The 24,306-nt window shown below is 72.1% G+C and carries 20 protein-coding genes and 1 riboswitch; of the genes, 13 read left to right on the forward strand and 7 right to left on the reverse strand.

All coding sequences use genetic code 11. The annotated features are described in order from the left end of the window. The first annotated feature begins 30 nt into the window (after positions 1-30). Together ACZ44S_RS12485 and ACZ44S_RS12490 are read left to right on the forward strand one after the other, a co-directional pair. Positions 31-1,191: a citrate synthase gene (locus ACZ44S_RS12485; protein WP_466927647.1), complete on the forward strand. Its 1,161-nt coding sequence runs from the start codon at positions 31-33 to the stop codon at positions 1,189-1,191. Between the two features lie 236 nt (positions 1,192-1,427). After that, positions 1,428-1,667, forward strand: a complete 240-nt coding sequence (locus ACZ44S_RS12490; RefSeq protein ID WP_466927649.1) for a hypothetical protein — start codon at positions 1,428-1,430, stop codon at positions 1,665-1,667. Between the two features lie 27 nt (positions 1,668-1,694). Here the strand turns inward: ACZ44S_RS12490 and ACZ44S_RS12495 are convergent, their stop codons facing one another. Beyond that, positions 1,695-2,252: a DUF6082 family protein gene (locus ACZ44S_RS12495; protein ID WP_466927650.1), complete on the reverse strand. Its 558-nt coding sequence runs from the start codon at positions 2,250-2,252 to the stop codon at positions 1,695-1,697. Positions 2,253-2,571: 319 nt separating this feature from the next. On the opposite strand from ACZ44S_RS12495, the gene ACZ44S_RS12500 reads away from it, so the two are divergent. Beyond that, entirely contained in the window at positions 2,572-3,627 is a 1,056-nt protein-coding gene (locus tag ACZ44S_RS12500; protein WP_466927652.1) for a CobW family GTP-binding protein, read from the forward strand. Positions 3,628-3,639: 12 nt separating this feature from the next. Here the strand turns inward: ACZ44S_RS12500 and ACZ44S_RS12505 are convergent, their stop codons facing one another. Continuing rightward, complete coding sequence (locus ACZ44S_RS12505) at positions 3,640-6,096, reverse strand: DNA gyrase/topoisomerase IV subunit A (RefSeq protein ID WP_466927654.1); 2,457 nt, start codon at positions 6,094-6,096, stop codon at positions 3,640-3,642. Between the two features lie 362 nt (positions 6,097-6,458). On the opposite strand from ACZ44S_RS12505, the gene ACZ44S_RS12510 reads away from it, so the two are divergent. From ACZ44S_RS12510 to ACZ44S_RS12525, 4 genes are all read left to right on the forward strand, one after another. Then, a complete protein-coding gene (locus tag ACZ44S_RS12510; RefSeq protein WP_466927657.1) occupies positions 6,459-7,832 on the forward strand; it encodes a M16 family metallopeptidase in 1,374 nt (457 codons plus the stop codon). Further along, positions 7,829-9,217, forward strand: coding sequence for a M16 family metallopeptidase (locus ACZ44S_RS12515; protein WP_466927660.1), 1,389 nt, complete (start codon positions 7,829-7,831; stop codon positions 9,215-9,217). Before ACZ44S_RS12510 ends, ACZ44S_RS12515 begins: the two co-directional genes overlap by 4 nt. A 202-nt stretch (positions 9,218-9,419) precedes the next feature. Continuing rightward, positions 9,420-9,585, forward strand: a riboswitch (cyclic di-AMP (ydaO/yuaA leader). Positions 9,586-9,597: 12 nt separating this feature from the next. After that, the gene (locus ACZ44S_RS12520; protein WP_466927662.1) at positions 9,598-10,371 is read left to right on the forward strand and encodes a M23 family metallopeptidase; all 774 of its coding nucleotides are present in this window, start codon (positions 9,598-9,600) and stop codon (positions 10,369-10,371) included. Between the two features lie 186 nt (positions 10,372-10,557). Beyond that, positions 10,558-11,262, forward strand: a complete 705-nt coding sequence (locus ACZ44S_RS12525; RefSeq protein ID WP_466927665.1) for a GntR family transcriptional regulator — start codon at positions 10,558-10,560, stop codon at positions 11,260-11,262. Positions 11,263-11,428: 166 nt separating this feature from the next. Here the strand turns inward: ACZ44S_RS12525 and ACZ44S_RS12530 are convergent, their stop codons facing one another. Beyond that, complete coding sequence (locus ACZ44S_RS12530; RefSeq protein ID WP_014675499.1) at positions 11,429-11,710, reverse strand: HPr family phosphocarrier protein; 282 nt, start codon at positions 11,708-11,710, stop codon at positions 11,429-11,431. A gap of 177 nt (positions 11,711-11,887) precedes the next feature. Here ACZ44S_RS12530 and ACZ44S_RS12535 point away from each other — a divergent pair, with 177 nt between their 5' ends. The 4 genes from ACZ44S_RS12535 (at position 11,888) to ACZ44S_RS12550 (ending at position 17,594) form a co-directional block, all read left to right on the forward strand. Continuing rightward, entirely contained in the window at positions 11,888-15,055 is a 3,168-nt protein-coding gene (locus tag ACZ44S_RS12535) for a bifunctional acetate--CoA ligase family protein/GNAT family N-acetyltransferase (RefSeq protein WP_466927671.1), read from the forward strand. Between the two features lie 68 nt (positions 15,056-15,123). Further along, positions 15,124-15,711, forward strand: coding sequence for a DUF5998 family protein (locus ACZ44S_RS12540; RefSeq protein WP_190165033.1), 588 nt, complete (start codon positions 15,124-15,126; stop codon positions 15,709-15,711). Beyond that, complete coding sequence (locus ACZ44S_RS12545) at positions 15,711-16,904, forward strand: alkaline phosphatase family protein (protein ID WP_466927673.1); 1,194 nt, start codon at positions 15,711-15,713, stop codon at positions 16,902-16,904. The genes ACZ44S_RS12540 and ACZ44S_RS12545 overlap by 1 nt, the downstream gene beginning before the upstream one ends. Positions 16,905-16,946: 42 nt before the next feature. Further along, positions 16,947-17,594 (forward strand): thymidine kinase, encoded by a 648-nt coding sequence (locus tag ACZ44S_RS12550; RefSeq protein WP_466927676.1) that lies wholly within the window; start codon positions 16,947-16,949, stop codon positions 17,592-17,594. Between the two features lie 26 nt (positions 17,595-17,620). Here ACZ44S_RS12550 and ACZ44S_RS12555 read toward each other — a convergent pair whose 3' ends face one another. The 4 genes from ACZ44S_RS12555 to ACZ44S_RS12570 are packed head-to-tail and all read right to left on the reverse strand — an operon-like array spanning position 17,621 to position 21,624. After that, positions 17,621-18,919 (reverse strand): ABC transporter permease, encoded by a 1,299-nt coding sequence (locus ACZ44S_RS12555; protein ID WP_466927678.1) that lies wholly within the window; start codon positions 18,917-18,919, stop codon positions 17,621-17,623. Continuing rightward, positions 18,916-19,623 (reverse strand): ABC transporter ATP-binding protein, encoded by a 708-nt coding sequence (locus tag ACZ44S_RS12560; RefSeq protein ID WP_466927681.1) that lies wholly within the window; start codon positions 19,621-19,623, stop codon positions 18,916-18,918. Before ACZ44S_RS12560 ends, ACZ44S_RS12555 begins: the two co-directional genes overlap by 4 nt. Further along, positions 19,620-21,002, reverse strand: coding sequence for an efflux RND transporter periplasmic adaptor subunit (locus tag ACZ44S_RS12565; protein WP_466927684.1), 1,383 nt, complete (start codon positions 21,000-21,002; stop codon positions 19,620-19,622). Before ACZ44S_RS12565 ends, ACZ44S_RS12560 begins: the two co-directional genes overlap by 4 nt. Then, a complete protein-coding gene (locus ACZ44S_RS12570; RefSeq protein ID WP_466927687.1) occupies positions 20,992-21,624 on the reverse strand; it encodes a hypothetical protein in 633 nt (210 codons plus the stop codon). The genes ACZ44S_RS12565 and ACZ44S_RS12570 overlap by 11 nt, the downstream gene beginning before the upstream one ends. Positions 21,625-21,790: 166 nt before the next feature. Between ACZ44S_RS12570 and ACZ44S_RS12575 the strand changes: the two genes are divergently transcribed. Next, positions 21,791-22,498: a response regulator transcription factor gene (locus ACZ44S_RS12575; RefSeq protein ID WP_466927689.1), complete on the forward strand. Its 708-nt coding sequence runs from the start codon at positions 21,791-21,793 to the stop codon at positions 22,496-22,498. Beyond that, entirely contained in the window at positions 22,488-24,296 is a 1,809-nt protein-coding gene (locus ACZ44S_RS12580) for a sensor histidine kinase (protein ID WP_466927690.1), read from the forward strand. Before ACZ44S_RS12575 ends, ACZ44S_RS12580 begins: the two co-directional genes overlap by 11 nt. The last annotated feature ends 10 nt before the right edge of the window (positions 24,297-24,306 follow it).

Raw genomic sequence — 24,306 nt, forward strand, 5'->3', positions numbered from 1 at the left:
GACAGTCGAATCAAGTTCAAGGAGGAAGTCATGTCTGTCCATGAGGCTGTTGCCGCACGCGTCGAGGTGCCGCGGGGGCTGGCGGGTGTGGTCGTCACCGACACCCGGATCGGTGACGTCCGGGGTGCCGAGGGCTTCTACCACTACCGGCAGTACTCGGCCGTCGATCTGGCGCGGTCCCGTGGCTTCGAGGATGTATGGCACCTGCTGGTGCACGGCGACCTGCCCGACGCCGAACGGGCCGCGCGGTTCTCCGCCGAGACCACCGCGCTGCGGGGCCTGCCCGACGAGGTGCGGGCGGCGCTGCCCGCCGTCGCGGCGGCCGGCGGACGCTCGGGCCCGCTCGCCGGGATGCGCACGGCGCTGTCGCTGCTCGGTGCGGCCAAGGGGTTCCGCCCGGTGTACGACATCGGCGCCGACCGGCGCCGGCAGGACACCCTCGCGGCGACCGCGGCGGTGCCGACACTGCTCACGGCGCTGTACCGGCTGGGCAGGGGGCTGCAGCCGGTGGAGCCGCGTAAGGATCTGCCGTACGCGGCGAACTACCTCTACATGCTGACGGGTGCGGAGCCGGACGCGGAGCGGGTACGGGCGATCGAGCAGTATCTGATCTCCACCATTGATCATGGCTTCAACGCGTCGACCTTCACGGCACGGGTCATCGCGTCGACGGGTGCGGATGTGGCGGCGTGCCTGGCGGGCGCGGTGGCGGCGCTGTCCGGGCCGCTGCACGGAGGTGCGCCGAGCCGGGCACTGGACACGCTGGACGCGATCGGGACGCCGGAGCGCATCGACTCCTGGGTCCGTGAGCATGTGCGCGCGGGCGAGCGGATCATGGGCTTCGGTCACGCGGTCTACCGCACGGAGGACCCCAGGTCGCGCTTGCTGCGCGAGGTGGCCCAGCGGTTCGGCGGGCCCCGGGTCGACTTCGCGGTGGAGGTCGAACGCCGTGTGGAGGCGATCCTGGCGGAGTTGAAGCCGGGCCGGGCGCTGCACACCAACGTGGAGTACTACGCCGGCGTCGTCATGGAACTCTGCGGCATACCGCGCGAGATGTTCACCCCCACGTTCGCGGCGGCGCGGGCGGTGGGGTGGAGCGCCAACATCCTCGAACAGGCGGAAGACCCGAAGATCATCAGGCCGTCGGCCCGGTACGTGGGGGAGGAGGCGCCGGTGGCGGTGCCTGCCTGAAGGTCGCGAAGGCGCCCAGGTCGATACCGTGATCGATTCTTCGGGGTCTTTCTGACTCTTACGGACGTATCGTCGGCCGGCGCCCGGGGACATCGTTCGGGTGATAGAAGAGCCGCTAGTGCGTGGTGTCCGTTGAGGTTGAGCGTGCCGTCGGGTCCGGAGCGGATCACGACCTGTCACCATGGCGCCGCAGCGGGCGTAGGCGCTCGTGCCTTGAGAGTAGAGGAAATTCAACAGTGAGTCAGATCATTCGCCGCCTCGGTGTTGCTCCGCGTCACCGAGGCAGTGCTGGTGGTGCAACGTGCCCCGACCTGTTCGAACTGGCCGACGGGAACTTCGCCGTCATCGGTACGGATGTCACTGATTCACTGGAGTCACAACTGCCCGAGGATGCTGCCCGTGCCGACTATGAGCGCATCGTCGTGATCACCAGAGAGACACTGATCAAGGCCAAGGCGGACATCCCGGACGCCTAGCCGTGCGGGCGCGCCCGCCCGTTGGGCTCAGGTGCCGACGGGCGGGTCTCCGACGACCCACCACTCGTCCGTGTCGGCTTCGTCGAGTTGTAGGAGCAGGTCGTCGATCAATTGGCCCAGCTCGGCTTCTTCCGTCCCCCTGATACTCGCGCGCTGTTGCCGGGTCGCGTACCAGTAGTCCCTGACGATCGGATTCTGGAAGATGCCTCGGGCGTACTTGAAGAACTCGTCCCTGGTGAGGTTGCCGATGCGGTGGTAGCAGAGCAGGTTGGTGTACAGAGCGTTGGCGAAGAGGTACTGGCGGCGCTTCTGTGCGTTGACCGGCACCTCGTAGGTGTCGAGCACTTCGGCGAGATCGGGGTCGTCGATCGCCTTGCTCAGCAACTCCCAGTGCTGGCGCTGCTGCATGGCCAGATTGGCCTGCTGCTGATTGCGCGCCACCTTCTCCAGGTGCTCCAGACGCTCGTTGATCGAGTCGAGGGCGTGCCGCTGTGTCGCCATGGCGGCGCAGGCGCCTGCCGCCATGCCCAGGCAGGCCGCGACCGCGGAGCGGAGCCCCCGGATCCCACTGTTCTGTGTGGCCATGTCAAATACCCCCGATCAGGCCACCGTCCGCCGGTCGTCGGGGTGCGGGTCGACTTCAGGGAACCGGCGAGCGGTGGGCGGCGCTTGCCGCCTTCCAGGGTGCCGAGCGGCTCTGATCGGCGGGAAGGCGGAGAGGAGGCGCACGGAGGGAAGCGAGGGTCGCACAAACCGGCGCCTTGCCCAACGTCTGCCCCGCAGATGCTGCTAACAATCGTTCACTTCGCCGTCGTTCCTGTCGCTCGTATCCTGGTTCGTCAGTCAATCTTCGGTGTGCACGCCGTCAGCGAGCCGGTGTGCGCACAGGTGTGAGAGGGGTCGCGTGGTGGTGCGGAGCGGCGGGCGGCAGATTCCGGTCGTGGTCCTGGCCGGATTTCTCGGCTCGGGAAAGACCACCCTGCTCAACCATCTCCTCCACCGCAGCGGCGGCAGCCGCATCGGTGCCGTCGTCAACGACTTCGGTGCCGTCGAGATCGACGCCATGGCCGTGGCCGGAGCCCTCGGGGACTCGACCGTGTCGCTCGGCAACGGCTGTCTGTGCTGCGCCGTCGACGGCAGTGAGCTGGACGAGTACCTCGAGCGGCTCGCCCGTCCCTCCGCCGGCATCGACGTGATCGTCATCGAGGCCAGCGGCCTGGCCGAACCGGAGGAGCTCGTGCGGATGGTGCTCGCCAGTGAGCACCCCGGCATCGTGTACGGCGGACTCGTCGAGGTCGTGGACGCCGCCGAGTTCGACGACACCCGGGCCAGGCACCCGGAGATCGACCGGCATCTCGCCCTCGCCGATCTGGTGGTCGTCAACAAGGTCGACCGGGTCGCGGACGAGGCGCGGGTGCTGCGGCTCGTGCGGTCGCTCGTCGACCGTGCCGCCGTGGTGTCCGCCACGCACGGCCGTGTCGACCCCGAGTTCCTCTTCGACTGCCGGCCGGGTGAGGAGCGCCTCGGGCAGCTGTCGTTCGACGACCTGCATCGCGACGGCCACGATCACGGCGCGCATCTGCACGCCGCGTACGACACCCTCTCCTTCGTGTCCGAGCGCCCGCTGGACCCGCGGCGGCTGATCCGGTTCCTGGACAGCAGACCCGCGGGGCTCTACCGGATCAAGGGGTACGTCGACTTCGGGCCCTACGACACCCGCAACCGCTACGCCGTGCACGCCGTGGGGCGGTTCCTGCGGTTCTACCCGGAGCCCTGGACGGCGGGGACGGAGCGGCTCACGCAGCTCGTCCTCATCGGGACGGACATCGACGCCGCCACTCTGCGCGATGAGTTGGAGGCGTGCGTGAGCGGTGACGGCGACGCCCCACACGCCGATGAGCAGGGCATGTGGGGCGTTCTGCGCTATGTGCAGGAGGCGGAGGAGGACCCGGCGGCCTGAGGGGCGTCCGGCTCAGACCGGGCCCGCCACCACCGACACCGTCTTGCCCAGGGAGACCCCCGAGCCGTCGCGGCGCGGGTCGGGGCCCGGGAGGGCCACCGCGGCACCGTTCTTCTGGGCGGCGAGGGCCGGGGCCGGGCCCGCCCAGGCCAGGGACAGGCAGTCCTCGCCCTTCAGGAACCGCTGGCAGCGCACACCGCCGGTGGCCCGGCCCTTGCGCGGGTACTGGTCGAACGGGGTGAGCTTGGCCGTCGTCTGGACCGAGTCGTCCAGCGTCCCGCGCGAGCCCGCGACCGTGAACACCACCGCGTCCACCGCCGGATCGACCGCCGTGAAACTGATGACCTTCGCTCCCGCGGTGAGCTTGATGCCCGCCATACCGCCCGCGGGGCGGCCCTGCGGGCGGACCTGCGCCGCCGGGTAGCGCAGCAGCTGTGCGTCGTCGCTGATGAAGACCAGGTCCTCCTCGCCCGTGCGCAGCTCCACCCCGCCGACGATCCGGTCGCCCTCCTTGAGCGTGATGACCTCCAGCTCCTCCTTGTTGGAGGGGTAGTCGGGCACCACACGCTTGACGACACCCTGCTCCGTGCCGAGCGCCAGGCCGGGCGACGACTCGTCCAGCGACGTCAGACACACCACCTGCTCGTCGTCCTCCAGGGACACGAACTCGGCGAGGGGAGCCCCGCCCGACAGGTTCGGTGTCGGCATCGACTCCGGGAGCTGCGGCAGGTCGACCACGTTCAGCCGGAGCAGGCGGCCGGACGAGGTGACGACGCCGAGCTCACCGCGAGCCGTCGCCGGTACCGCCGAGACGATGACGTCGTGCTTGACCCGCTTGGCGCCGGAGGTGTCGCCGAACGGCTCGTCGTTCGCCGTACGGGCCAGCAGCCCCGTCGACGACAGCAGGACCCGGCACGGGTCGTCCGCCACCTGCAGCGGCACGGCGGCGGCCGGGGTGCCGGCCGACTCCAGCAGCAGCGTACGCCGGTCGTTGCCGAACTTCTTGGCCACCGCGGCCAGTTCGGCGGAGACCAGCTTGCGCAGCTCGGCGTCCGAGTCGAGGATCCGGGTCAGTTCCTCGATCTCCGCGTTCAGCCGGTCCTTCTCGGCCTCCAGCTCGATCCGGTCGTACTTGGTCAGGCGGCGCAGCGGCGTGTCGAGGATGTACTGGGTCTGGACGTCGCTCAGCGAGAAGCGGTCCATCAGACGCTGCTTGGCCTGCGCGGAGTTCTCGCTGGAGCGGATCAGGCGGATGACCTCGTCGATGTCCACCAGCGCCGTGAGCAGGCCTTCGACCAGGTGAAGGCGGTCGCGACGCTTGCCGCGGCGGAACTCCGAACGCCGGCGCACGACGTTGAACCGGTGGTCGAGGTAGACCTCCAGCAGTTCCTTGAGACCGAGGGTGAGCGGCTGGCCGTCCACCAGGGCCACGTTGTTGATACCGAAGGACTCCTCCATCGGCGTCAGCTTGTACAGCTGCTCCAGCACCGCTTCGGGCACGAAGCCGTTCTTGATCTCGATGACCAGGCGCAGACCGTGCTCACGGTCGGTGAGGTCCTTGACGTCCGCGATGCCCTGCAGCTTCTTCGCACCGACCAGGTCCTTGATCTTGGCGATCACCTTCTCGGGACCGACCGTGAAGGGCAGCTCGGTGACGACCAGGCCCTTGCGGCGCGCCGTCACGTCCTCCACCGTGACCGTCGCGCGGATCTTGAACGTGCCGCGGCCCGTCTCGTAGGCGTCGCGGACGCCGGAGAGGCCGACGATCCGGCCGCCCGTGGGCAGGTCGGGGCCCGGGACGTGCTTCATCAGGGCGTCGAGGTCGGCGTTGGGATACCTGATCAGGTGCCGGGCGGCGGCGATGACCTCGCGCAGGTTGTGCGGCGGCATGTTGGTGGCCATACCGACCGCGATGCCCGAGGCGCCGTTCACCAGGAGGTTCGGGAACGCGGCGGGCAGCGCCACCGGTTCCCGCTCCTGGCCGTCGTAGTTGGGTGCGAAGTCGACCGTGTCCTCGTCGATGGACTCGGTCATCAGGCCGGTCGCCTCGGCCATCCGGCACTCGGTGTACCGCATGGCGGCGGGCGGGTCGTCGTTGCCCAGCGAGCCGAAGTTGCCGTGGCCGTCGACGAGGGGGACGCGCATCGAGAACGACTGGGCCATGCGGACGAGGGCGTCGTAGATCGACGCGTCGCCGTGAGGGTGCAGCTTGCCCATGACCTCGCCGACGACGCGGGCGCACTTCACGTAGCCGCGCTCGGGCCGCAGGCCCATCTCGTTCATCTGGTAGACGATGCGGCGGTGCACCGGCTTGAGGCCGTCGCGCGCGTCCGGCAGGGCGCGGGAGTAGATGACCGAGTAGGCGTACTCGAGGAAGGAGCCCTGCATCTCGTCGACGACGTCGATGTCGAGGATCTTCTCCTCGTACGAGTCGTCGGGCGGCGGGGTCTTCGTGCTGCGGCGGGCCATCGCTGCCGGCTCCTTGCTGAGCGTGGGACGGGATCTGACGCGGACCATTGTGGACCGTCGCACTGACAGACGGGACCAGGACCCGGGTCCGGACATCCCGTCCGGCGGGGTGCGGCGGCGCGAGCAGGGTACGCGGACGGGTGCGGCGCGCTCCGCGCGGGGGGCTGCGCGGGGTGCGTGGTCACCGGGGGCGAACGCGGCCCGGGGCGGTTGCGCGGCCCGGCACCGTGCCCCCGCATCTCGCTCTCGGCGTACAGCGGCCCGGCCGGGAACTTCACCGGTCGTCCGCGCGCTTGCATACAGTGGCAGGACCGGCAGAAACGGCGGTTTCGACGACCGCCTCCGCGATCGAAGGGACGTACATGCCCATGGGTCACACGGCCACAGACCAGGCAGGCTCCGGCGGCCTGACAGCGACCGAGCACCGCCTGGCCAACGGCCTGCGCGTGGTGCTCTCCGAGGACCACCTGACCCCGGTCGCGGCGGTGTGCCTCTGGTACGACGTCGGTTCACGTCACGAAGTCAAGGGACGTACCGGTCTGGCTCACCTTTTCGAGCACCTGATGTTCCAGGGCTCCGCCCAGGTGAAGGGCAACGGTCACTTCGAGCTGGTCCAGGGCGCCGGTGGCTCCCTCAACGGCACCACCAGCTTCGAGCGCACCAACTACTTCGAGACCATGCCCGCCCACCAGCTGGAGCTCGCCCTCTGGCTGGAGGCCGACCGCATGGGTTCCCTGCTGACCGCCCTGGACGACGAGTCCATGGAGAACCAGCGCGACGTCGTCAAGAACGAGCGCCGCCAGCGTTACGACAACGTCCCCTACGGCACGGCCTTCGAGAAGCTGACCGCGCTCGCCTACCCGGAGGGCCATCCGTACCACCACACGCCCATCGGCTCGATGGCGGACCTGGACGCGGCCACCCTGGAGGACGCCCGCCAGTTCTTCCGCACCTACTACGCGCCGAACAACGCCGTGCTGTCCGTCGTCGGGGACATCGACCCGGAGCGGACGCTCGCCTGGATCGAGAAGTACTTCGGCTCCATCCCGTCCCACGACGGCAAGCCCGCCCCGCGCGACGGCTCGCTGCCGGACGTCATCGGCGAGCAGCTGCGCGAGATCGTGGAGGAGGAGGTTCCCGCGCGTGCGCTGATGGCCGCCTACCGGCTGCCGGAGGACGGCACGCGCGCGTGCGACGCCGTGGACCTGGCGCTCACGGTCCTCGGCGGCGGCGAGTCCTCGCGGCTCTACAACCGGCTGGTACGGCGCGACCGCACCGCCGTGGCCGCCGGGTTCGGCCTGCTGAGGCTGGCCGGAGCCCCCTCCCTGGGCTGGCTGGACGTGAAGACGTCCGGCGACGTCGAGGTGCCGGTCATCGAGGCCGCCATCGACGAGGAGCTCGCCCGCTTCGCCGAGCAGGGTCCCACGCCGGAGGAGATGGAACGCGCCCAGGCGCAGTTGGAGCGCGAGTGGCTCGACCGGCTCGGCACCGTCGCGGGCCGCGCCGACGAACTGTGCCGGTACGCCGTCCTGTTCGGCGACCCGCAGCTCGCCCTGACCGCCGTCCGGCGTGTTCTCGACGTGACGGCGGAGGAGGTGCAGGAAGTCGCCAAGAGCCGCCTGCGCCCCGACAACCGCGCGGTGCTCGTCTACGAGCCCGTCGCCCCGGAGGGCGAGGAGACCGAGGAAGCCGCCGCAGTCGCCGGCGCCGACGAGAACGAGGAGGCGGCGAAGTGACCGAGCTCGCCACGATGGACTTCCACCCCCAGCCGCAGCCGGGCGACGCCAAGCCCTGGGCCTTCCCGGCCCCCGAGCGCGGCCGGCTCGACAACGGCGTCACCGTCCTGCGCTGCCACCGTCCCGGCCAGCAGGTCGTCGCCGTCGAGGTGCTGCTCGACGCGCCCCTGGAAGCCGAGCCGGCGGGGATCGACGGCGTCGCCACGATCATGGCGCGCGCCTTCTCCGAGGGCACCGACAAGCACTCCGCCGAGGAGTTCGCCGCCGAACTGGAGCGCTGCGGCGCCACTCTGGACGCGCACGCCGACCACCCCGGCGTCCGCCTCAGTCTGGAGGTCCCGGCCTCACGGCTCCCCAAGGGGCTCGGGCTGCTCGCCGACGCCCTCCGGGCGCCCGCGTTCGCCGACAGCGAGGTCGAACGGCTCGTCCGCAACCGCCTCGACGAGATCCCGCACGAGCTGGCGAACCCCTCCCGCCGCGCGGCGAAGGAGCTGTCCAAGGAGCTCTTCCCGGCGAGCTCGCGGATGTCACGCCCGCGCCAGGGCACCGAGGAGACGGTCGCCGGCATCGACTCCGCTGCCGTGCGCGCCTTCTACGAGAGGCATGTCCGCCCCGCCACGGCCACCGCCGTGGTCGTGGGCGACCTCACCGGCGTCGACCTGGACGAGCTGCTCGGCGACACACTGGGCGGCTGGACCGGCTCCTCGGCCCAGCCGCGGCCCATCCCGCCGGTGGTCGCCGACGACCGGGGCCGGGTCGTGATCGTGGACCGTCCCGGCGCCGTCCAGACGCAGTTGCTGATCGGCCGGATCGGCCCCGACCGGCACGACCGCGTGTGGCCCGCGCAGGTGCTCGGCACGTACTGCCTCGGCGGCACCCTCACCTCCCGCCTGGACCGCGTGCTGCGCGAGGAGAAGGGCTACACCTACGGTGTGCGGGCGTTCGGGCAGGTCCTCAGGTCCGCCCCCGACGGCACGGGCGCGGCGATGCTGGCCATCAGCGGCTCCGTCGACACGCCGAACACCGGACCCGCCCTGGACGACCTGTGGAAGGTGCTGCGCACGCTCGCCGCGGAGGGGCTCACCGACGCCGAACGCGACGTGGCCGTGCAGAACCTGGTGGGTGTGGCGCCCCTCAAGTACGAGACCGCCGCGGCCGTCGCCGGCACCCTGGCCGACCAGGTCGAGCAGCACCTGCCGGACCACTACCAGGCCGACCTGTACCGCCAGTTGGCCGCGACGGGCACCGTGGAGGCCACCGCGGCGGTCGTGAGCGCCTTCCCGGTCGACCGCCTGGTGACCGTCCTCGTCGGTGACGCGGCCCAGATCAAGGCGCCGGTCGAGGCCCTCGGGATCGGCGAAGTCACCGTCGTGACGGCCGAGTAGCGACTCGCCGGCCGGTACCCGTGCGTGGGGCCCTGGTGACACGTAAGTCACCAGGGCCCTCTTATGCCCGAATTGGGGCGGAGGTTGCCTGTCTGCCCTGTGGGATGCGCTACAAAAACCCGGATCTGTTTGGGGATGGGGCGACGTCCCGCTTAGCTTCGTGCGGGCTGTTCGTCGGGCAGTGCGCCGCATCCGCGGCACCGGACAGCCATCGCCGAGTCCCCGTACGGCGCGAGCCAGGGGAGCCGGGGACCCACCTGTAGTCCCTGGGGTGAATCGGACGCCCGCGCGTGCCGCGAGGGGGCCCGTAGGAGACCTTCCTGCTCCGAACCCGTCAGCTAACCCGGTAGGCGAGAGGGAAGGAAAGGACCAGCCTGTACATGGCGTTCACCCGCGCCACCGGGAAGCACCGTCGTCCCAGCCGGATGCAGCGCGGCACCGCCCGCGCGGCGGGCGTCGCGGCCCTCGCCGGCACCGGAGTCGTCGGCTCCCTCGCGGCTCCCGCACTCGCCGCCGAACCCGCCGCCGCGCGGACCGGCCTCACTCCCGTCGTCACCCTGGGCGACGCGGTCGCCGACCGGATCGACGCCCAGGCCGCCGCCCAGCACGAGGCCGCGCGCGAGGCGGCCGAGGCCGCCGCGCGGAAGGCCGCCGAGGAGGCCGCCCGTGAGAAGGCGGCCGAGGAGGCCGCCAAGGCCCGCGCGGAGAAGGAGCGCGCCGCGCGTGAGGCGGAGCGCAAGCGCCTCAACACCTTCGTCTCCCCGATCCCCGGGTCCTACGTCTCGACCGGCTACAAGAGCGGCGGCGCCGTCTGGTCGTCCGGCAGCCACACCGGTGTCGACTTCCACGCGGCGAGCGGCACGCCCGTCCAGTCGGTCGGCATCGGCACCGTCGTCGAGGCCGGCTGGGGCGGCGCGTACGGCAACCAGGTCGTCATCAAGATGAACGACGGCACGTACACGCAGTACGGGCACCTGTCGTCCGTCGCCGTCTCGGTGGGCCAGCAGGTCACCGCGGGACAGCAGATCGGCCTCTCCGGCGCCACCGGCAACGTCACGGGCGCGCACCTGCACTTCGAGGCCCGCACGGGCGCCGACTACGGCTCCGACCTCGACCCCGTCGCCTACCTCCGTGCGCACGGCGTGAACCTCTGAGGCAGTGCGTCCGCTCCCCGAAGCCCCGGCCCACGAGCCGGGGCTTTCGGCGTTTCGGGGGACCCGCCTGTCCAAAAAATATGTATGGATTCCCGGCCGCCGTCGGAATTTCCGGCCGATTGCAATAGAGTCACGGAACGGACGTCATTCGTCGGCGTTTCACGGGGATTAAGCCGGAGGTCGGTCATGCGTATTCCCGCGCACTCGGTGTGCACGGCGATCCGGGACGACATCGTCGCGGGTGTCCACGAGCGCGGCGGCCGGCTCACCGAGGAACTTCTCGCCCGCCGCTACGGCGTCTCCCGCGTCCCCGTCCGCGAGGCGCTGCGCACCCTGGAGGCCGAGGGCTTCGTGGTCACCCGGCGGCACGCGGGAGCGTGCGTCGCCGAACCGACCGAGCAGGAGGCCGCCGATCTGCTGGAGATGCGCACGCTCCTCGAACCGCTCGGCGCCTTGCGTGCCGCCCAGCGCCGCACCGAGGCCCATCTCAAGGTGCTGCGGGGGCTGGTCCGGCTCGGGCAGGAACGGGCCCGTCAGGGCAACAGCGACGACCTGCGCTCCTTGAGCGGCTGGTTCCACGAGACGCTCGCCCAGGCTTCCGGCAGCGCGGCCCTGACCTCGATGCTGACGCAGCTGCGGCACAAGATCGCCTGGATGTACGCCACCGAGGGTCCCGCGGACCCGGTCGAGTACTGGGCGGAGCACGGCGCGATCGTGGACGCCGTGGCGCGCGGCGACGGCGAACGCGCGCGGGCCGTCACGGCGCTGCACACCGAGCGCGCGAGCGCCGGGCACCGGCTGCGCTTCGGCCCCGGCGCCGACCGGGCCGGCCGCACGGAGCGTGTGAGGAGCTCGCAACATCCCGTAAACATGCCGAGTCTTCGCCCTTAACACGGGTGCCGTATACAAAGACGGTGCAATTCTCGGGGGTTTATTTCTGCTGCCCGTAAAGAGAGGGAAGCGGGAAAGCGAAAGGCCCGCCCGGTCGATCAGGGCGGGCCTTTCCATTGCCGCGGCGGGCGTCTGCGAGAAGACGGCCACCGCGCTCGCGCACGATTCAGACGGTCTCGGGGAGTTCCTCGAGCCCTTCGGAGACCAGCTTCGCCAGACGGTCCAGGGCGGCGTCCGCCCCTTCCGCGTCGGACGCGAGGACGATCTCCTCGCCGCCCTGGGCGCCCAGGCCCAGCACGGCGAGCATGGAGGCCGCGTTGACGGGGTTGCCCCCGGCCTTGGCGATCGTCACCGGGACGCCTGCGGCCGTGGCGGCTCGGACGAAGATGGAGGCGGGGCGGGCGTGGAGACCCTCGGCCCAGCCGACGTTGACGCGGCGCTCAGCCATGTGTTGCTGCCCTTCGGTGTTCAGGGTTGTCTAGACCAGTTTCCCACATCATGAAGCATGCCCGGAGCGGCATCCGTGCCCGCTCCCGGTGACAGCCGGACCGCGGCCTCGGTCCGGCTGTCGTCCACCACAGACTGCCTCGCGCCGTTGCCGTACGCGAGCCGTACTCTGGGGCCCATGCAGATCTCGTCGGACCGGCACGAGTATCCCGCCCACTGGGAGGCCGACGTGGTGCTGCGCGACGGCGGCACCGCGCGCATCCGCCCCATCACCGTCGATGACGCCGAGCGCCTGGTCAGCTTCTACGAGCAGGTGTCGGACGAGTCGAAGTACTACCGCTTCTTCGCGCCCTACCCTCGCCTGTCCGCCAAGGACGTCCACCGCTTCACGCACCACGACTTCGTGGACCGGGTGGGACTCGCGGCCACCATCGGCGGCGAGTTCATCGCCACCGTACGCTACGACCGGATCGCCGCCGACGGGACGCCCGCGTCCGCACCGGCCGACGAGGCGGAGGTCGCCTTCCTGGTGCAGGACGCCCACCAGGGACGGGGCGTCGCCTCCGCGCTGCTCGAGCACATCGGGGCCGTCGCGCGGGAGCGCGGCATCCGCCGGTTCGCGGCCGAGGTGCTGCCCGCCAACACCAAGATGATCAAGGTGTTCACCGACGCCGGGTACACCCAGAAGCGCAGCTTCGAGGACGGCGTCGTCCGTCTGGAGTTCGACCTCGAGCCCACGGACCGGTCCATGGCCGTGCAGTACGCGCGCGAGCAGCGCGCGGAGGCGCGCTCGGTGCAGCGGCTGCTCGCCCCCGGCTCGGTGGCGGTCGTCGGCGCCGGACGCGCACCCGGCGGCGTGGGACGCAGCATCCTCGACAACATCAGGGACGCCGGGTACACCGGCCGGCTCTACGCCGTGAACAAGGCGTTCGCGCAGGACGAGAAGGAACTCGACGGCGTGGCCGCGTACCGGTCCGTCCGGGCCGTCGACGGCCCCGTCGACCTCGCGGTCGTCGCGGTGCCCGCCGAACGCGTCCCCGAGGTCGTCACAGAGTGCGGCGAGCACGGGGTGCAGGGGCTCGTCGTGGTCTCGGCCGGTTACGCCGAGGCCGGACCCGACGGCCGCGAACGCCAGCGCGCCCTCGTCCGGCAGGCGCGTTCGTACGGCATGCGGATCATCGGCCCGAACTCGTTCGGGGTCATCAACACGGCCCCGGACGTGCGGCTGAACGCCTCGCTCGCGCCGGAGCCGCCCCGCGCGGGCCGGATCGGGCTGTTCGCCCAGTCCGGCGCGATCGGCGTCGCCCTGCTGTCGCGTCTGCACCGGCGCGGTGGCGGCGTCACCGGCGTCACGGGCGTGTCCACGTTCGTCTCGTCGGGCAACCGTGCCGACGTCTCGGGCAACGACGTCCTGCAGTACTGGTACGAGGACCCCGACACCGACGTCGCCCTGATGTACCTGGAATCCATCGGCAACCCCCGCAAGTTCACCCGCCTCGCCCGCCGGACCGCGGCCGCGAAGCCCCTGGTCGTGGTCCAGGGCGCCCGCCACGGCGCCGGGCCCCGGGGGCACGCCGTACGGGCGACCCGGCTGCCCCACGAGACGGTGTCCGCCCTGCTGCGGCAGGCCGGGGTGATCCGCGTGGACACCATCACCGAACTGGTCGACGCGGGCCTGCTGCTCGCCCGCCAGCCCCTGCCGGCCGGCCCCCGGGTGGCGATCCTCGGCAACTCCGAGTCCCTGGGCCTGCTCACCTACGAGGCCTGCCTCGCCGAGGGCCTGCGTCCGCACCCGCCGCTGGACCTCACCACGGCGGCGTCGGCGGCGGACTTCCACGCCGCACTCTCGCGCGCGCTCGCCGACGGCACGAGCGACGCGGTCGTCGTGACCGCGATCCCGGCGGTGGGGGAGGGCTCGGTTGGCGACGCGGCCCTGGCGGACGCCCTGCGCTCGGCCGCCGCCGCGGCCCCGACCAAGCCGGTCCTCGTGGTCCACGTCGAACTCGGCGGCCTCGCGGAGGCCCTGTCGGCCGCCACCAGCACGGCACCCCAGCCGGCGGCCGGCACCGCACAGGCCACGGTCCCGCCGGCGGAAGCGGACACGGCGGGCGCGCGCGGAGGCGACCGGGATGCGCCTCAACCGGGCGCCGGCGCACCACCGCGGGGCGGACAGGGCACGCCCACGGGGGCGGGACCGGCCACCGGCGCGCAGGCCGGACCCGACCCGGCCGCCCCGTCGGGCGGCGGCGGGACAGCGGCCGCGGACGCCCGCGCGGGAGACGGCGAGGCAGGCCGGGTGGCAGCGCCCCCGGCGGAAGCGACGGCCGCACCGCGGACGTCCGGCGCGGCCGCCCGGCCGCCCGGTGGCACGCCATCGGCGCCCTCCACGCCGCACACCGGCCCCCGCGCCACTGCCCCGGCGCGGCCCGCGCCCGACCCGGCCGACGCAGGCTCCGCTGCCGCCGTCGTGCCCCCCGAAGGCGCTCACCTCATCCCCGCCTACCCCGCTTCCGAGCGTGCCGTCCGGGCCCTGGCACAGGCCGTCGCGTACGCGCAGTGGCGGCGGGAGGCCGCCGAGCCCGGCAAGGTGCCCGAGTACGACGACATCGACGAGAGGGGAGCCGCCGCGCTCATCGACGGGCTGCTCTCGCGCGGGCAGGGCCTCACCCTCGGCGGTGACGAGACCTGCGACCTGCTCGGCATGTACGGCATCCCCGTGCACCGCGCGCTGCCCGCCCTCACCCCCGACGCCGCCGCCGAGGCCGCCCGCAGCCTCGGCTACCCCGTGGCCCTCAAGGCGACGGCCCCGCACCTCAGGCACCGCGCCGACCTGGGCGGCGTACGCCTGGACCTGATGGACGAGGATCAACTACGCCGGGCGTACACCGAGTTGACGGAGCTGTTCGGCGCGCCGGCGGAGCTGCGCCCGGTGGTGCAGCGGATGGCGCCGCGCGGTGTGGACACCCTCGTGCGCGCGGTCATCGACCCCGCCGCCGGAGCGGTGCTCTCCTTCGGCCTGGCCGGGCCGCCCTCCCAGCTCCTCGGGGACATGGCACACCGTCTGATCCCGGTCACCGACCGGGACGCGACCTCCCTGGTGCGATCGATCCGGACCGCTCCCCTCCTGTTCGGCTGGCGCGGCTCGGCACCCGTCGACACCGCCGCCCTGGAGGAACTGATGCTGAGGGTGTCGCGGCTGGTCCACGACCACCCGGAGGTCGTCGCGGTCACCCTGGAGCCGGTCGTCGTCGCCCCGCACGGCGTGAGTGTCCTGGGCGCCTCCGTGCGCCTGGCCCCGCCGCCCGCCCGCGACGACCTCGGCCCGCGAACCCTCCCGGCCTACTGAGGGCGCCGGGGGAGCGGAGTGCGCCGAGCGGTGCCTGGCAGTCAGCGGTCCCCCGTAGGATGGGCGTCATGGCCAAGACCAGTACGACGACCCAGGGGCTGCGGGCGGCGATCGAGCGCAGCGGCTACTACCCGGCCCTCGTGGCCGAGGCGGTGGAGGCCGCCGTGGGCGGCGAGCCCATCCGGTCGTACCTGGTCCATCAGGAGACGACGTTCGACCAGAACGAGGTGCGGCGGCATGTCACCGTGCTCGTCCTCACCGGCAACCGCTTCATCGTCAGCCACACCGACGAGCAGGCCGCGGACAGCACCTCCCCGACGCCGTACGCCACCACGTCCACCGAGTCGGTCAAGCTCGGCCGGATCTCGTCGATCGTGGTCAGCCGGGTGGTCGCGAACCCGGAGTCGTACACCCCGGGCACCCTGCCGCGCGAGATCGTGCTCACCATCGGCTGGGGCGCCGTCTCCCGCATCGACCTGGAGCCGGCCGCCTGCGGCGACCCCAACTGCGAGGCGGACCACGGCTACACGGGCAGCTCCACGGCCGACGACCTGAGCCTGCGCGTCAGCGAGGCCGGCGACGGGCCGGAGACGGTGCGCCAGGCGCTCGCCTTCGCGCAGGCCCTCTCCGAGGCGACCGCGGACACCGCCCGCTGATGGTGCAGCCCGCCGTCTGGGACTCCCACCCGGAACCCCTCCCCCTCGACTCCGCCCCCGTGCCCGAATACGGCACCGGCTCCCTCGCCGACCTGCTGCCCACCCTCGCCGCGGGCCTCGGCGTCCCCGGCATGACCGCTGGCATCCCCGAGCTGACCCCCGCCGACCGGAACTGCGTGTTCCTGATCGACGGCCTCGGCTGGGAGCAGCTGCGCGCGCACCCCGAGGACGCCCCGTTCATGACCTCGCTGCTCGGCAGCTCGCGCGGCGGCACCGGCCGCCCGGTCACCGCGGGCTTCCCGGCGACCACCGCGACCTCTCTCGCCTCCGTCGGGACCGGCCTGCCGCCCGGCGCCCACGGCCTGCCCGGCTACACCGTGCGCAACCCGGACACCGGCGAGCTGATGAACCAGCTGCGCTGGCAGCCCTGGACGGCCCCCGCCGCCTGGCAGCCGTACCCCACCGTCTTCGAGCTGGCCCACCGCGCGGGAGTGCACGCCGCCCAGGTGTCCTCGCCGACCTTCGCGAACACACCCCTGACCAAGGTCGCGCTCAGCGGCGGCGCCTTCCACGGACGGCTCTCCGGCGAGGACCGCATGGACCTCGCCGCGCAGCAGCTGGCGGGCGCCGACCGCGCCCTCGTCTACACGTACTACGCCGAGGTGGACGGCGCGGGCCACCGCTTCGGCGTCGACTCCGACACCTGGCGCGGCCAGCTCGCCCACGTCGACCGGCTCGTGCAGCGCCTGGCGGAGCAGCTGCCCCCGCGCAGCGCCCTCTACGTCACCGCCGACCACGGCATGATCGACGTCCCCTTCGACGAGCAGCACCGCATCGACTTCGACGAGGACTGGGAGCTGAAGGCGGGTGTCGCCCTCCTCGGCGGCGAGGGCCGCGCCCGGCACGTGTACGCGGTCCCCGGCGCGGTCAACGACGTGCTGACCTGCTGGCGCGAGGTGCTCGGCGAGCAGTTCTGGGTGGCCTCGCGCGACGAGGCGATCGCATCCGGCTGGTTCGGGCCCGCGATCGACGACCGCGTGGTGCACCGCATCGGCGACGTGGTCGCCGCCGCGCGGGACGACGTCCTGCTGATCGCCTCCGAGCGGGAACCGAGGGAGTCGGCGATGGTCGGCAATCACGGCTCCATGACCCCTGCCGAGCAACTCGTCCCCCTGCTCGAAGTACGCTCCTGAGGGCCATCCCGCCGCCCCCTGCCGAAAGGTTTCCGTCTCCCCATGCCCGAGCTGGTGTTCTTCTCCGGAACGATGGACTGCGGGAAGTCGACGCTGGCTCTCCAGATCGAGCACAACCGTTCGGCACGCGGTCTGGTCGGCATGATCTTCACCCGCAACGACCGCGCGGGCGAGGGCAAGCTCTCCTCCCGCCTCGGCCTGGTCACGGACGCGGTGGAGGTCGGCGACGGCGCCGACCTGTACGCGTACCTCGTCGACCACCTCTCGCAGGGCCGGCGCGCCGACTACGTGATCGCGGACGAGGCGCAGTTCCTCGCGCCGGAACAGATCGACCAGCTCGCCCGCGTGGTGGACGACCTGGACCTCGACGTCTACGCCTTCGGTATCACGACCGACTTCCGCTCCAAGCTGTTCCCGGGCTCCCAGCGCCTCGTCGAACTGGCCGACCGCGTCGAGGTGCTCCAGGTGGAGGCCCTGTGCTGGTGCGGCGCCCGTGCCACGCACAACGCCCGCACGGTCGGCGGGGTCATGGTCGTCGAGGGCGCCCAGGTGGTGGTCGGCGATGTCACCGGCTCCGCGGACGAGATCGGCTACGAGGTCCTGTGCCGCCGCCACCACCGCCGCCGCATGACGGCCGCGACGGCCCGCGCGGCGGCACTCTCTCCGGACGTGCTGCCCGTCACCCAGTGACGGACGTCCGCCGCTGAGCGGCGGGCTCAGGTCGAGGCCAGTGCCTTCGTCGGGGACAGCCGGGAGGCGCGGACCGACGGGTAGACACCGGCCGCCACGCCGACCACCGCCGCACCGAGGCAGCCTCCGGCCACCGACAGCGTCGAGATCACCGGCGGCCAGCCCTGGTACGTGGCGTAGCCGACGGTGACGAGGAGGCCCAACCCGGTCCCCGCGACGCCGCCCAGCACCGCCAGTGCCACGGACTCGGTGAGGAACTGCACCCGTATCTGCCCCCTCGTCGCGCCCAGCGCCCGGCGCAGCCCGATCTCCCTGCGGCGCTCCAGCACCGAGATCACCATGGTGTTGGCGACCCCGATCCCGCCGACCAGCAGGGCGACTCCGGCGAGACCCAGGAAGAGCGACGAGAAGGTGTTCTGGGTGGCGCGCTTGGCGGCCAGGGCGTCCGAAGGCCGGCTGACCTGGACCTGGCCGGGCTGCTCGGGGAACACGGTGGCGGGCAGTACGTCCCGCACGTCCTCGAGCGACTCCTCCCGCGCCTTGATGTAGATCACCGTGGGCTTCCCGTCGAACCGCAGGGTCTGTCGGGCGGCGTGCCATCCGGTCAGGACGGCGTGGTCGAGGTCGTCGGCCAGGGGGACGGCGCGCAGCACGCCGATGACCGTGAACCACGACCTGCCGATCCGGATCTGCGGGGGCGGGTCGTCGGCATGGATCTCCCCGATGCCGAGCCGAGTCGCGGCCTGCACGCCCAGGACGGCGGTGGGGAACCGTTCGTCGGCGCGGCTGAAGTACCGGCCCGAGGACACCGATCCGCCCACCACGTCCAGCAGATCGCGCCGGGCCGCGAGGACGGACAGGCCCGCTCCGGAGAAGTCGCTGTCGTCGATCAGGTCGGAACGCCGGACCTGCGCATGGGTGTTGGCCACCGCGCTCACCCCGGTGACCGGGCCGATCCGGCGCACCATGTCGACCGACTCCTCGGGCAGGGGTACGGGCTTGCTCTGCACGGACACGGACTGCGCCCGCAGCATGTTGGGGCCAAGTGCGGAGATCTCGTCCATCAGCGCCCGATGGCTGGAGGCGGGGATGCCCGTCACGACGACCATCGTGGCGATACCGATCGAGATGCCGAGCGCCGACAGGGCGGCCCGGAGCTTGCGGGTGCGCAGCCCGAGCAGCCCGAGCCCGAGGAGGTCCGACGGAGCGAGCCGTACCGGCTTGGTCGTGCGGCCGGAGCGGGAGCCCCCGGGATCCGGGTGCCTCCGGCGGGCGTCGTGCGCCCGTCGCGGCGTTCGGCGGGGCGGGGCGTCAGGAGCGGTCATGGCGAACTTTCGGTCAGTGGCGGACTTCCGGCCGGTCCGGTGTCCTCGACGAGGCGGCCGTCGCGCATCCGGATCCGCCGGGGCAACTGGGCGGCGATGTCGCGGTCATGGGTGATGACCGCGATCGTGGTGCCCTCCTCGTGAAGCGTTCTCAGCAGCGCCAGCGCGGCGGCGCCGTTGGCCGTGTCGAGTGCTCCGGTCGGTTCGTCGGCCAGGACCAGGGCGGGTTCGTTGACCAGCGCGCGGGCGATCGCGACGCGCTGGCGCTCCCCGCCGGACAGTTGCTGGGGCAGGTGGCCGGCGCGGTGCGCCAGTCCCATCCGGCCCAGGGCCTCCTCGGCGAGCCGGCGCCGATGGCGTTTGCGCACCCCGGCGTAGAGCAGGCCGGTGGCGACGTTCTCCGCCGCGGTGAGACCGTCCGTCAGGTGGAACTGCTGGAAGACGAAGCCGAGTCGCCGGCCGCGCAGGGCGGAGAGCTCCCGGTCCGGGAGATCCGCCACGTTCTGCCCTTCGACGATCACCTCGCCGCCGGTGGGCCGGTCCAGGGTGCCCATGATGTTGAGGAGCGTGGATTTCCCGGAGCCGGACGGGCCGACGATGGCCAGCAGTTCGCCGGTACCGACAGAGAGCGAGACCCGGTCGAGCGCCCGGACCCCGCCGGGATAGGTCATGGTCGCCTCGCGCACCGCGATGACCTCGGTCATGCCGTGGCCTCCACCTTCATGCCCTCCCTGACGTCCTCGCCGCTGATCTCGACCAGCCCCTCGGCGAACATGCCCGTCTCCACGGGGACGAGGTCGCCGCCGGCGACGCGGAGGGCGTAACCGCCCTCGCGCAGGGCGAGCAGGGCGCCGACGGGCACCGCGAGCACGTCCTTCCTGGACTCCGCCTCGAACCGCGCCTCCACCGGTGCGGAATCGAGGTTCTTCACGGCCTCCGGGGCGTCGAGCGCGACCGTGACGTTGACCTTGGAGCGTCCCGGCTCGTCCGCGCCGTCCTGGCCGCCCCGGATGACGCTGCTGATCGCGGAGACCCGGCCCTGGGTCTCGGACCGGTCGGGGAGCACCACGGTGACCCGCTGCTTCCTCTTGATGGACCCGATGTCGAGGGCTTCCACCGGCACGGTCACGGACTTGGTCGTGGCGGTGACGGTCATCAGCTCCGCCGCCGCCTCGTCCCCGGGCTGCACGAGGACCTCGCTGACCCGCACGGCGGCCTGCGTCACCACCACGTCGGACACGTCGAGCACGCCGGTCGGCTGCATGCCCACGGTCGCCTGCCAGCGCCGGACGGCCGCCATCAGCGAGGAGGTGAGCACGCCGTCGCCCTCCTTGACCGTCACCGGCGGGGGAGCCGCGTCGGCGCCCCCGCCCGGCACCGCCGAGGACGGTGCGCCGCTCTCCTCGGCGGGCGGAGGCTGCGAGGCCGAGCCCTCCTCCCGCTCCTCCTCCGGCCGGTCCGCCGCGGACGGGCCGGGGACCGCGGGGCGTGACGGCTGGATCCGCGTGCCGGGCGGCGGCCGGCTTCCGATGTCGTAGCCGAGCGCCTTGAGGTTGTCGGCGACGACCCGGACGTCCCGGCCGGTGAGACCGACCGCGTCCAGCCTGCGGTACAGGGGGGTGCTGCCGTGGAAGACCACGGCGGGACGCTCGTCGACCCGGTACAGCGGCCGGCCGCGCTTGACCGTCGTCCCCCGTTTCGCCAGCCACGTGACGCGTCCCTGCCCGGGGCCGCGGAGGGTGCGCGGGGAGGTGTAGCCGAGGGTGCCCTCGATCTCCCGGGTGCCGGACAGGTCGGTTCTGGTGACGGCGACCGTCCGGATCTCGGGACCGCTCTCGGCGGCCGGGGCTCCGGTGTCGTCGCGGGCCCACAGCAGCCCGGCGCCGACCCCCAGGGTGAGGAGCACGGCGGTCGCGATGACGACACCGCGGCGCGTGAACCTGCCGGAGCGCCGCGCGGCGGACGCCTCGGGGTCCGGCTCGAGATCGGGTCCGGGTCCTGGTCCGGTTGCGGGGCCGGGTTCGGGTCCGTCGGCGATCCTCCGCAGCATCACGGTGTCCGCGGGGTCGCGTTCACTGCTCACTGAAGGCCTCGATCCGGCACTCGCTGTCGATCTGGTCGGCGTTTTCCGGTACGTTCCCGCCGTCCCTGTAATTCCAGCCGCTGCCGTCGGGGAGCGGGTCGACCTCCAGGCCCCTGCGGTTATTGCATTCGATCCATTCGCGGTAGTCCGTCATGTAGTTCGGGTTCTTCTTCGGGTCGAGCTCCGAGGGCGGCAGCGGCCTCTTGGAGAGGCACTTCTTTTCCGCGGCCGGGTGTTCCTCGGCCACGTTCACGCCGGGGAACCACAGGGAATTCGGATCGATGTCCTCGCCGCCCTTGCCACCCGAGCGCGGAACGTCCACGCCCTGGTCCTTGAGGCAGCGCAGGTAGCCCTGGTACATCCGGACCTCCTCCTCGAGCGTGGTGTCAAGGCGGAGTTGGGGGCGCCCCGCCTCGGCCTCGGCGGCCGCCGAGGACCCGCCCCCGTCCTGCTTGCCGGTGCCGGTTGCCACGGAGGCCACTTCGGAGTCCTCGACGACGCCGCCGTCGGAGCAGCCGGAGACCAGGGCGAGCGTGGCCCCCGTGACGGCGAGGACCAGGGCGCCGCGACGAAGGCGCCGGGCGCGGAAACAGGAACGAACGCGGGTCGATGCGTTTTTCATGCGGTGACTGTGGCAGAGGATTGTCAGGAAGGTATGAGACGTCGCCGACAATGCGCGATCCGGCCGCCGCACCCGGTAATAGCACGGAATTGTCAGGAAGTTGTGAGGGATGGAAAGGGGACGGAACCGGCTCCTCGGCGTTCATTTCCGGTCTAACATCGACGCCATGTGTGCGAACGTTCTGGTGGCCGAGGACGACGAGAAGCAGGCCGAACTGATCCGGCGCTACCTCGTACACGAAGGCCACGCCGTCACCGTGGTGCACGACGGGCGGACGGTCCTGGACGAGGTCGCCCGGCGGCCGCCGGACCTGATCGTGCTCGACCGGATGCTGCCGCGTCTGGACGGACTGGAGGTGTGCCGCCGGATACGGGCCGAGGGCAATCTGCCCGTGCTGATGCTCACCGCGCGGTCCACCGAGGACGATGTGCTCCTCGGCCTCGACCTGGGCGCGGACGACTACATGACCAAGCCCTACCGGCCGCGTGAGCTGGTGGCGCGGGTCCGCACCCTGCTACGGCGCACCCAGAGCGCTGACCCGCCGGCTCCGGAGACCCGGCCGGTCCTGCAGGTCGGACCGCTCACCCTGGATCCGGCCGGCCACGAGGTCTTCTGCCACGGCCGCCCGGTCCGGTGCACCCCGGGCGAGTTCCGGATCCTCAGCGCCATGGCGGCCTCGCCCGGCCGGGTCTTCTCCAGGGCCCAGCTGCTGGAGTGCGCCACGGGCCACGACCGGGTCATCACGGAACGCGCCGTCGACGTGCACATCATGAACCTGCGCAAGAAGATCGAGGTCTCTCCGCGCGACCCGGCCCTGCTGCTGACCGTCCACGGAATCGGCTACAAGCTGACGAGCGGCCGCCGTGACGGCTGAGGTCCCCCTGCGGAACAGCCTGCTGCTGCGGCTGCTGCTGACGTCCCTGGTGATCTCCCTGCTGTCCATCGGGGCCACCGCGTGGCTCACGGTGCGCGGCACGAGCCTGGCCATCGAGCAGGAGCGCGGCCAGGTGCTCGCGGACGACACCGCCGTCCAGGACACGCTCACGGCGTTCGCGGCGACGCACCGCAGCTGGGAGGGCGTGGAACGCACCGTGCGGGAGCTGGCCGACCGGACCGGCCGCGGCATCGTGCTGACCACGCGGAGTCGTCGGCCGATCACCGCGTCCGACCGGGACCGCGCCGGGGACCTCCCCGTCAACGCCTCGGCGGTCATCGACCCGTTGCACGTCACGGCCCACCCGGGACAGGGCATCGACCCCGCGCAGCAGATCTCCCGCATCGACCCCCGTGCCGTCGGCCCCTACCGCCTCCCCGCCGGCGATCGGGCGGAACTGCACCGCCTCGCCCGCGCCGAGGTCGAGTGCCTGACGGGCAAGCTGGGACGGCCGGCGTACATCGTCGAGGGATACAGCGGTCGGCCCGAGGTCCGGCTCTCCAGGACGTCCACCGAGGCCGCTCCTCTGTGCCTGTCCAAGGACCTGACGGCACCCACCAGGACGGAAGCCGCAGCTCTCGCGGAACTCGCAGGGCTCGTCCGGCGCTGCGCGGAGCGCCACGGCGTGCCCTCGCCCGAGTCCGTACGGATCGACATGCGGCTGCGGGCGGAGTACCAGGGCTCCGAGGCGGAGCAGACGATTGTGGACGAGTGCGCCGAGGAGGGGCGGCGCGAGCAGCTCACCGGGCATGTCGCCCCGGCGGCACTGCTGTTCGTCACCGACTCTCCCCGAGCGGCCGTCCGCGTCTTCGACCTGACCCCGTCCGGAACCCTCCGGATCGTCGGCACGACCGCCCTGGTGCTCGCCGTGACCATCGCCCTGACCACGGTCATCGCCGTCCGCCTGGTACGTCCGCTGCGGGCGCTGGCCGACGCCGCCCGCGCCCCCGACGGCCGGCATCTCCGCATCCCGGTCACCACCAAGGACGAGACCGGCTATCTGGCCGCCGCCCTCAACGACCTCTCCGAGCGCCGCGAGCGCACCGAGGAGCAGCGCAGAGCCATGGTCAGCGACATCGCGCACGAACTGCGTACCCCGCTCACCAACATCCGCGGCTGGCTGGACGCGGCGCAGGACGGCATCGCCGAACCCGACGCCGCCCTCCTCTCCTCGCTGCAGGAGGAGGCCCATCTGCTCCAGCACATCATCGACGACCTCCAGGTATTGGCCGCCGCAGACGCCGGGATGCTGCACCTCAGCCCGCAGGCGGTGCGCCTGGACGACCTGATCGGGCAGTCCGCCGCCGCGCACCGCGCGGGAGCCAAGTCCAAGGACGTGGAGCTGGTCGTGCACACCGTCGGTGACCTGTCGGTCCACGCCGATCCGGTGCGGCTGCGCCAGGTGATCGGCAACCTCCTGTCCAACGCGATACGCCACACCCCTCCCGGCGGACGGGTCACCCTCGGCGCCCGTCGTGCGCCGCGTGGTGTCGAACTCCGGGTGACCGACACCGGCGCCGGCATCCGTCCGGAGGATCTGCCGCGGGTGTTCGACCGCTTCTGGCGGGGGGACACGTCCCGCAGCAGGAAGACCGGGGGCAGCGGCCTGGGCCTGTCCATCGTCAGACAGCTCGTGCGGGCCCACGGCGGAGACGTCTGGGTCACGAGCCGGCCGGGCGTCGAGACGGTCTTCACCCTCCGCCTGCCCGACGAGACCCCCACCGCGCGCCGGCCGTAGCGCTGCCGCG

The sequence above is a fragment of the Streptomyces malachitofuscus genome, from assembly GCF_055571035.1.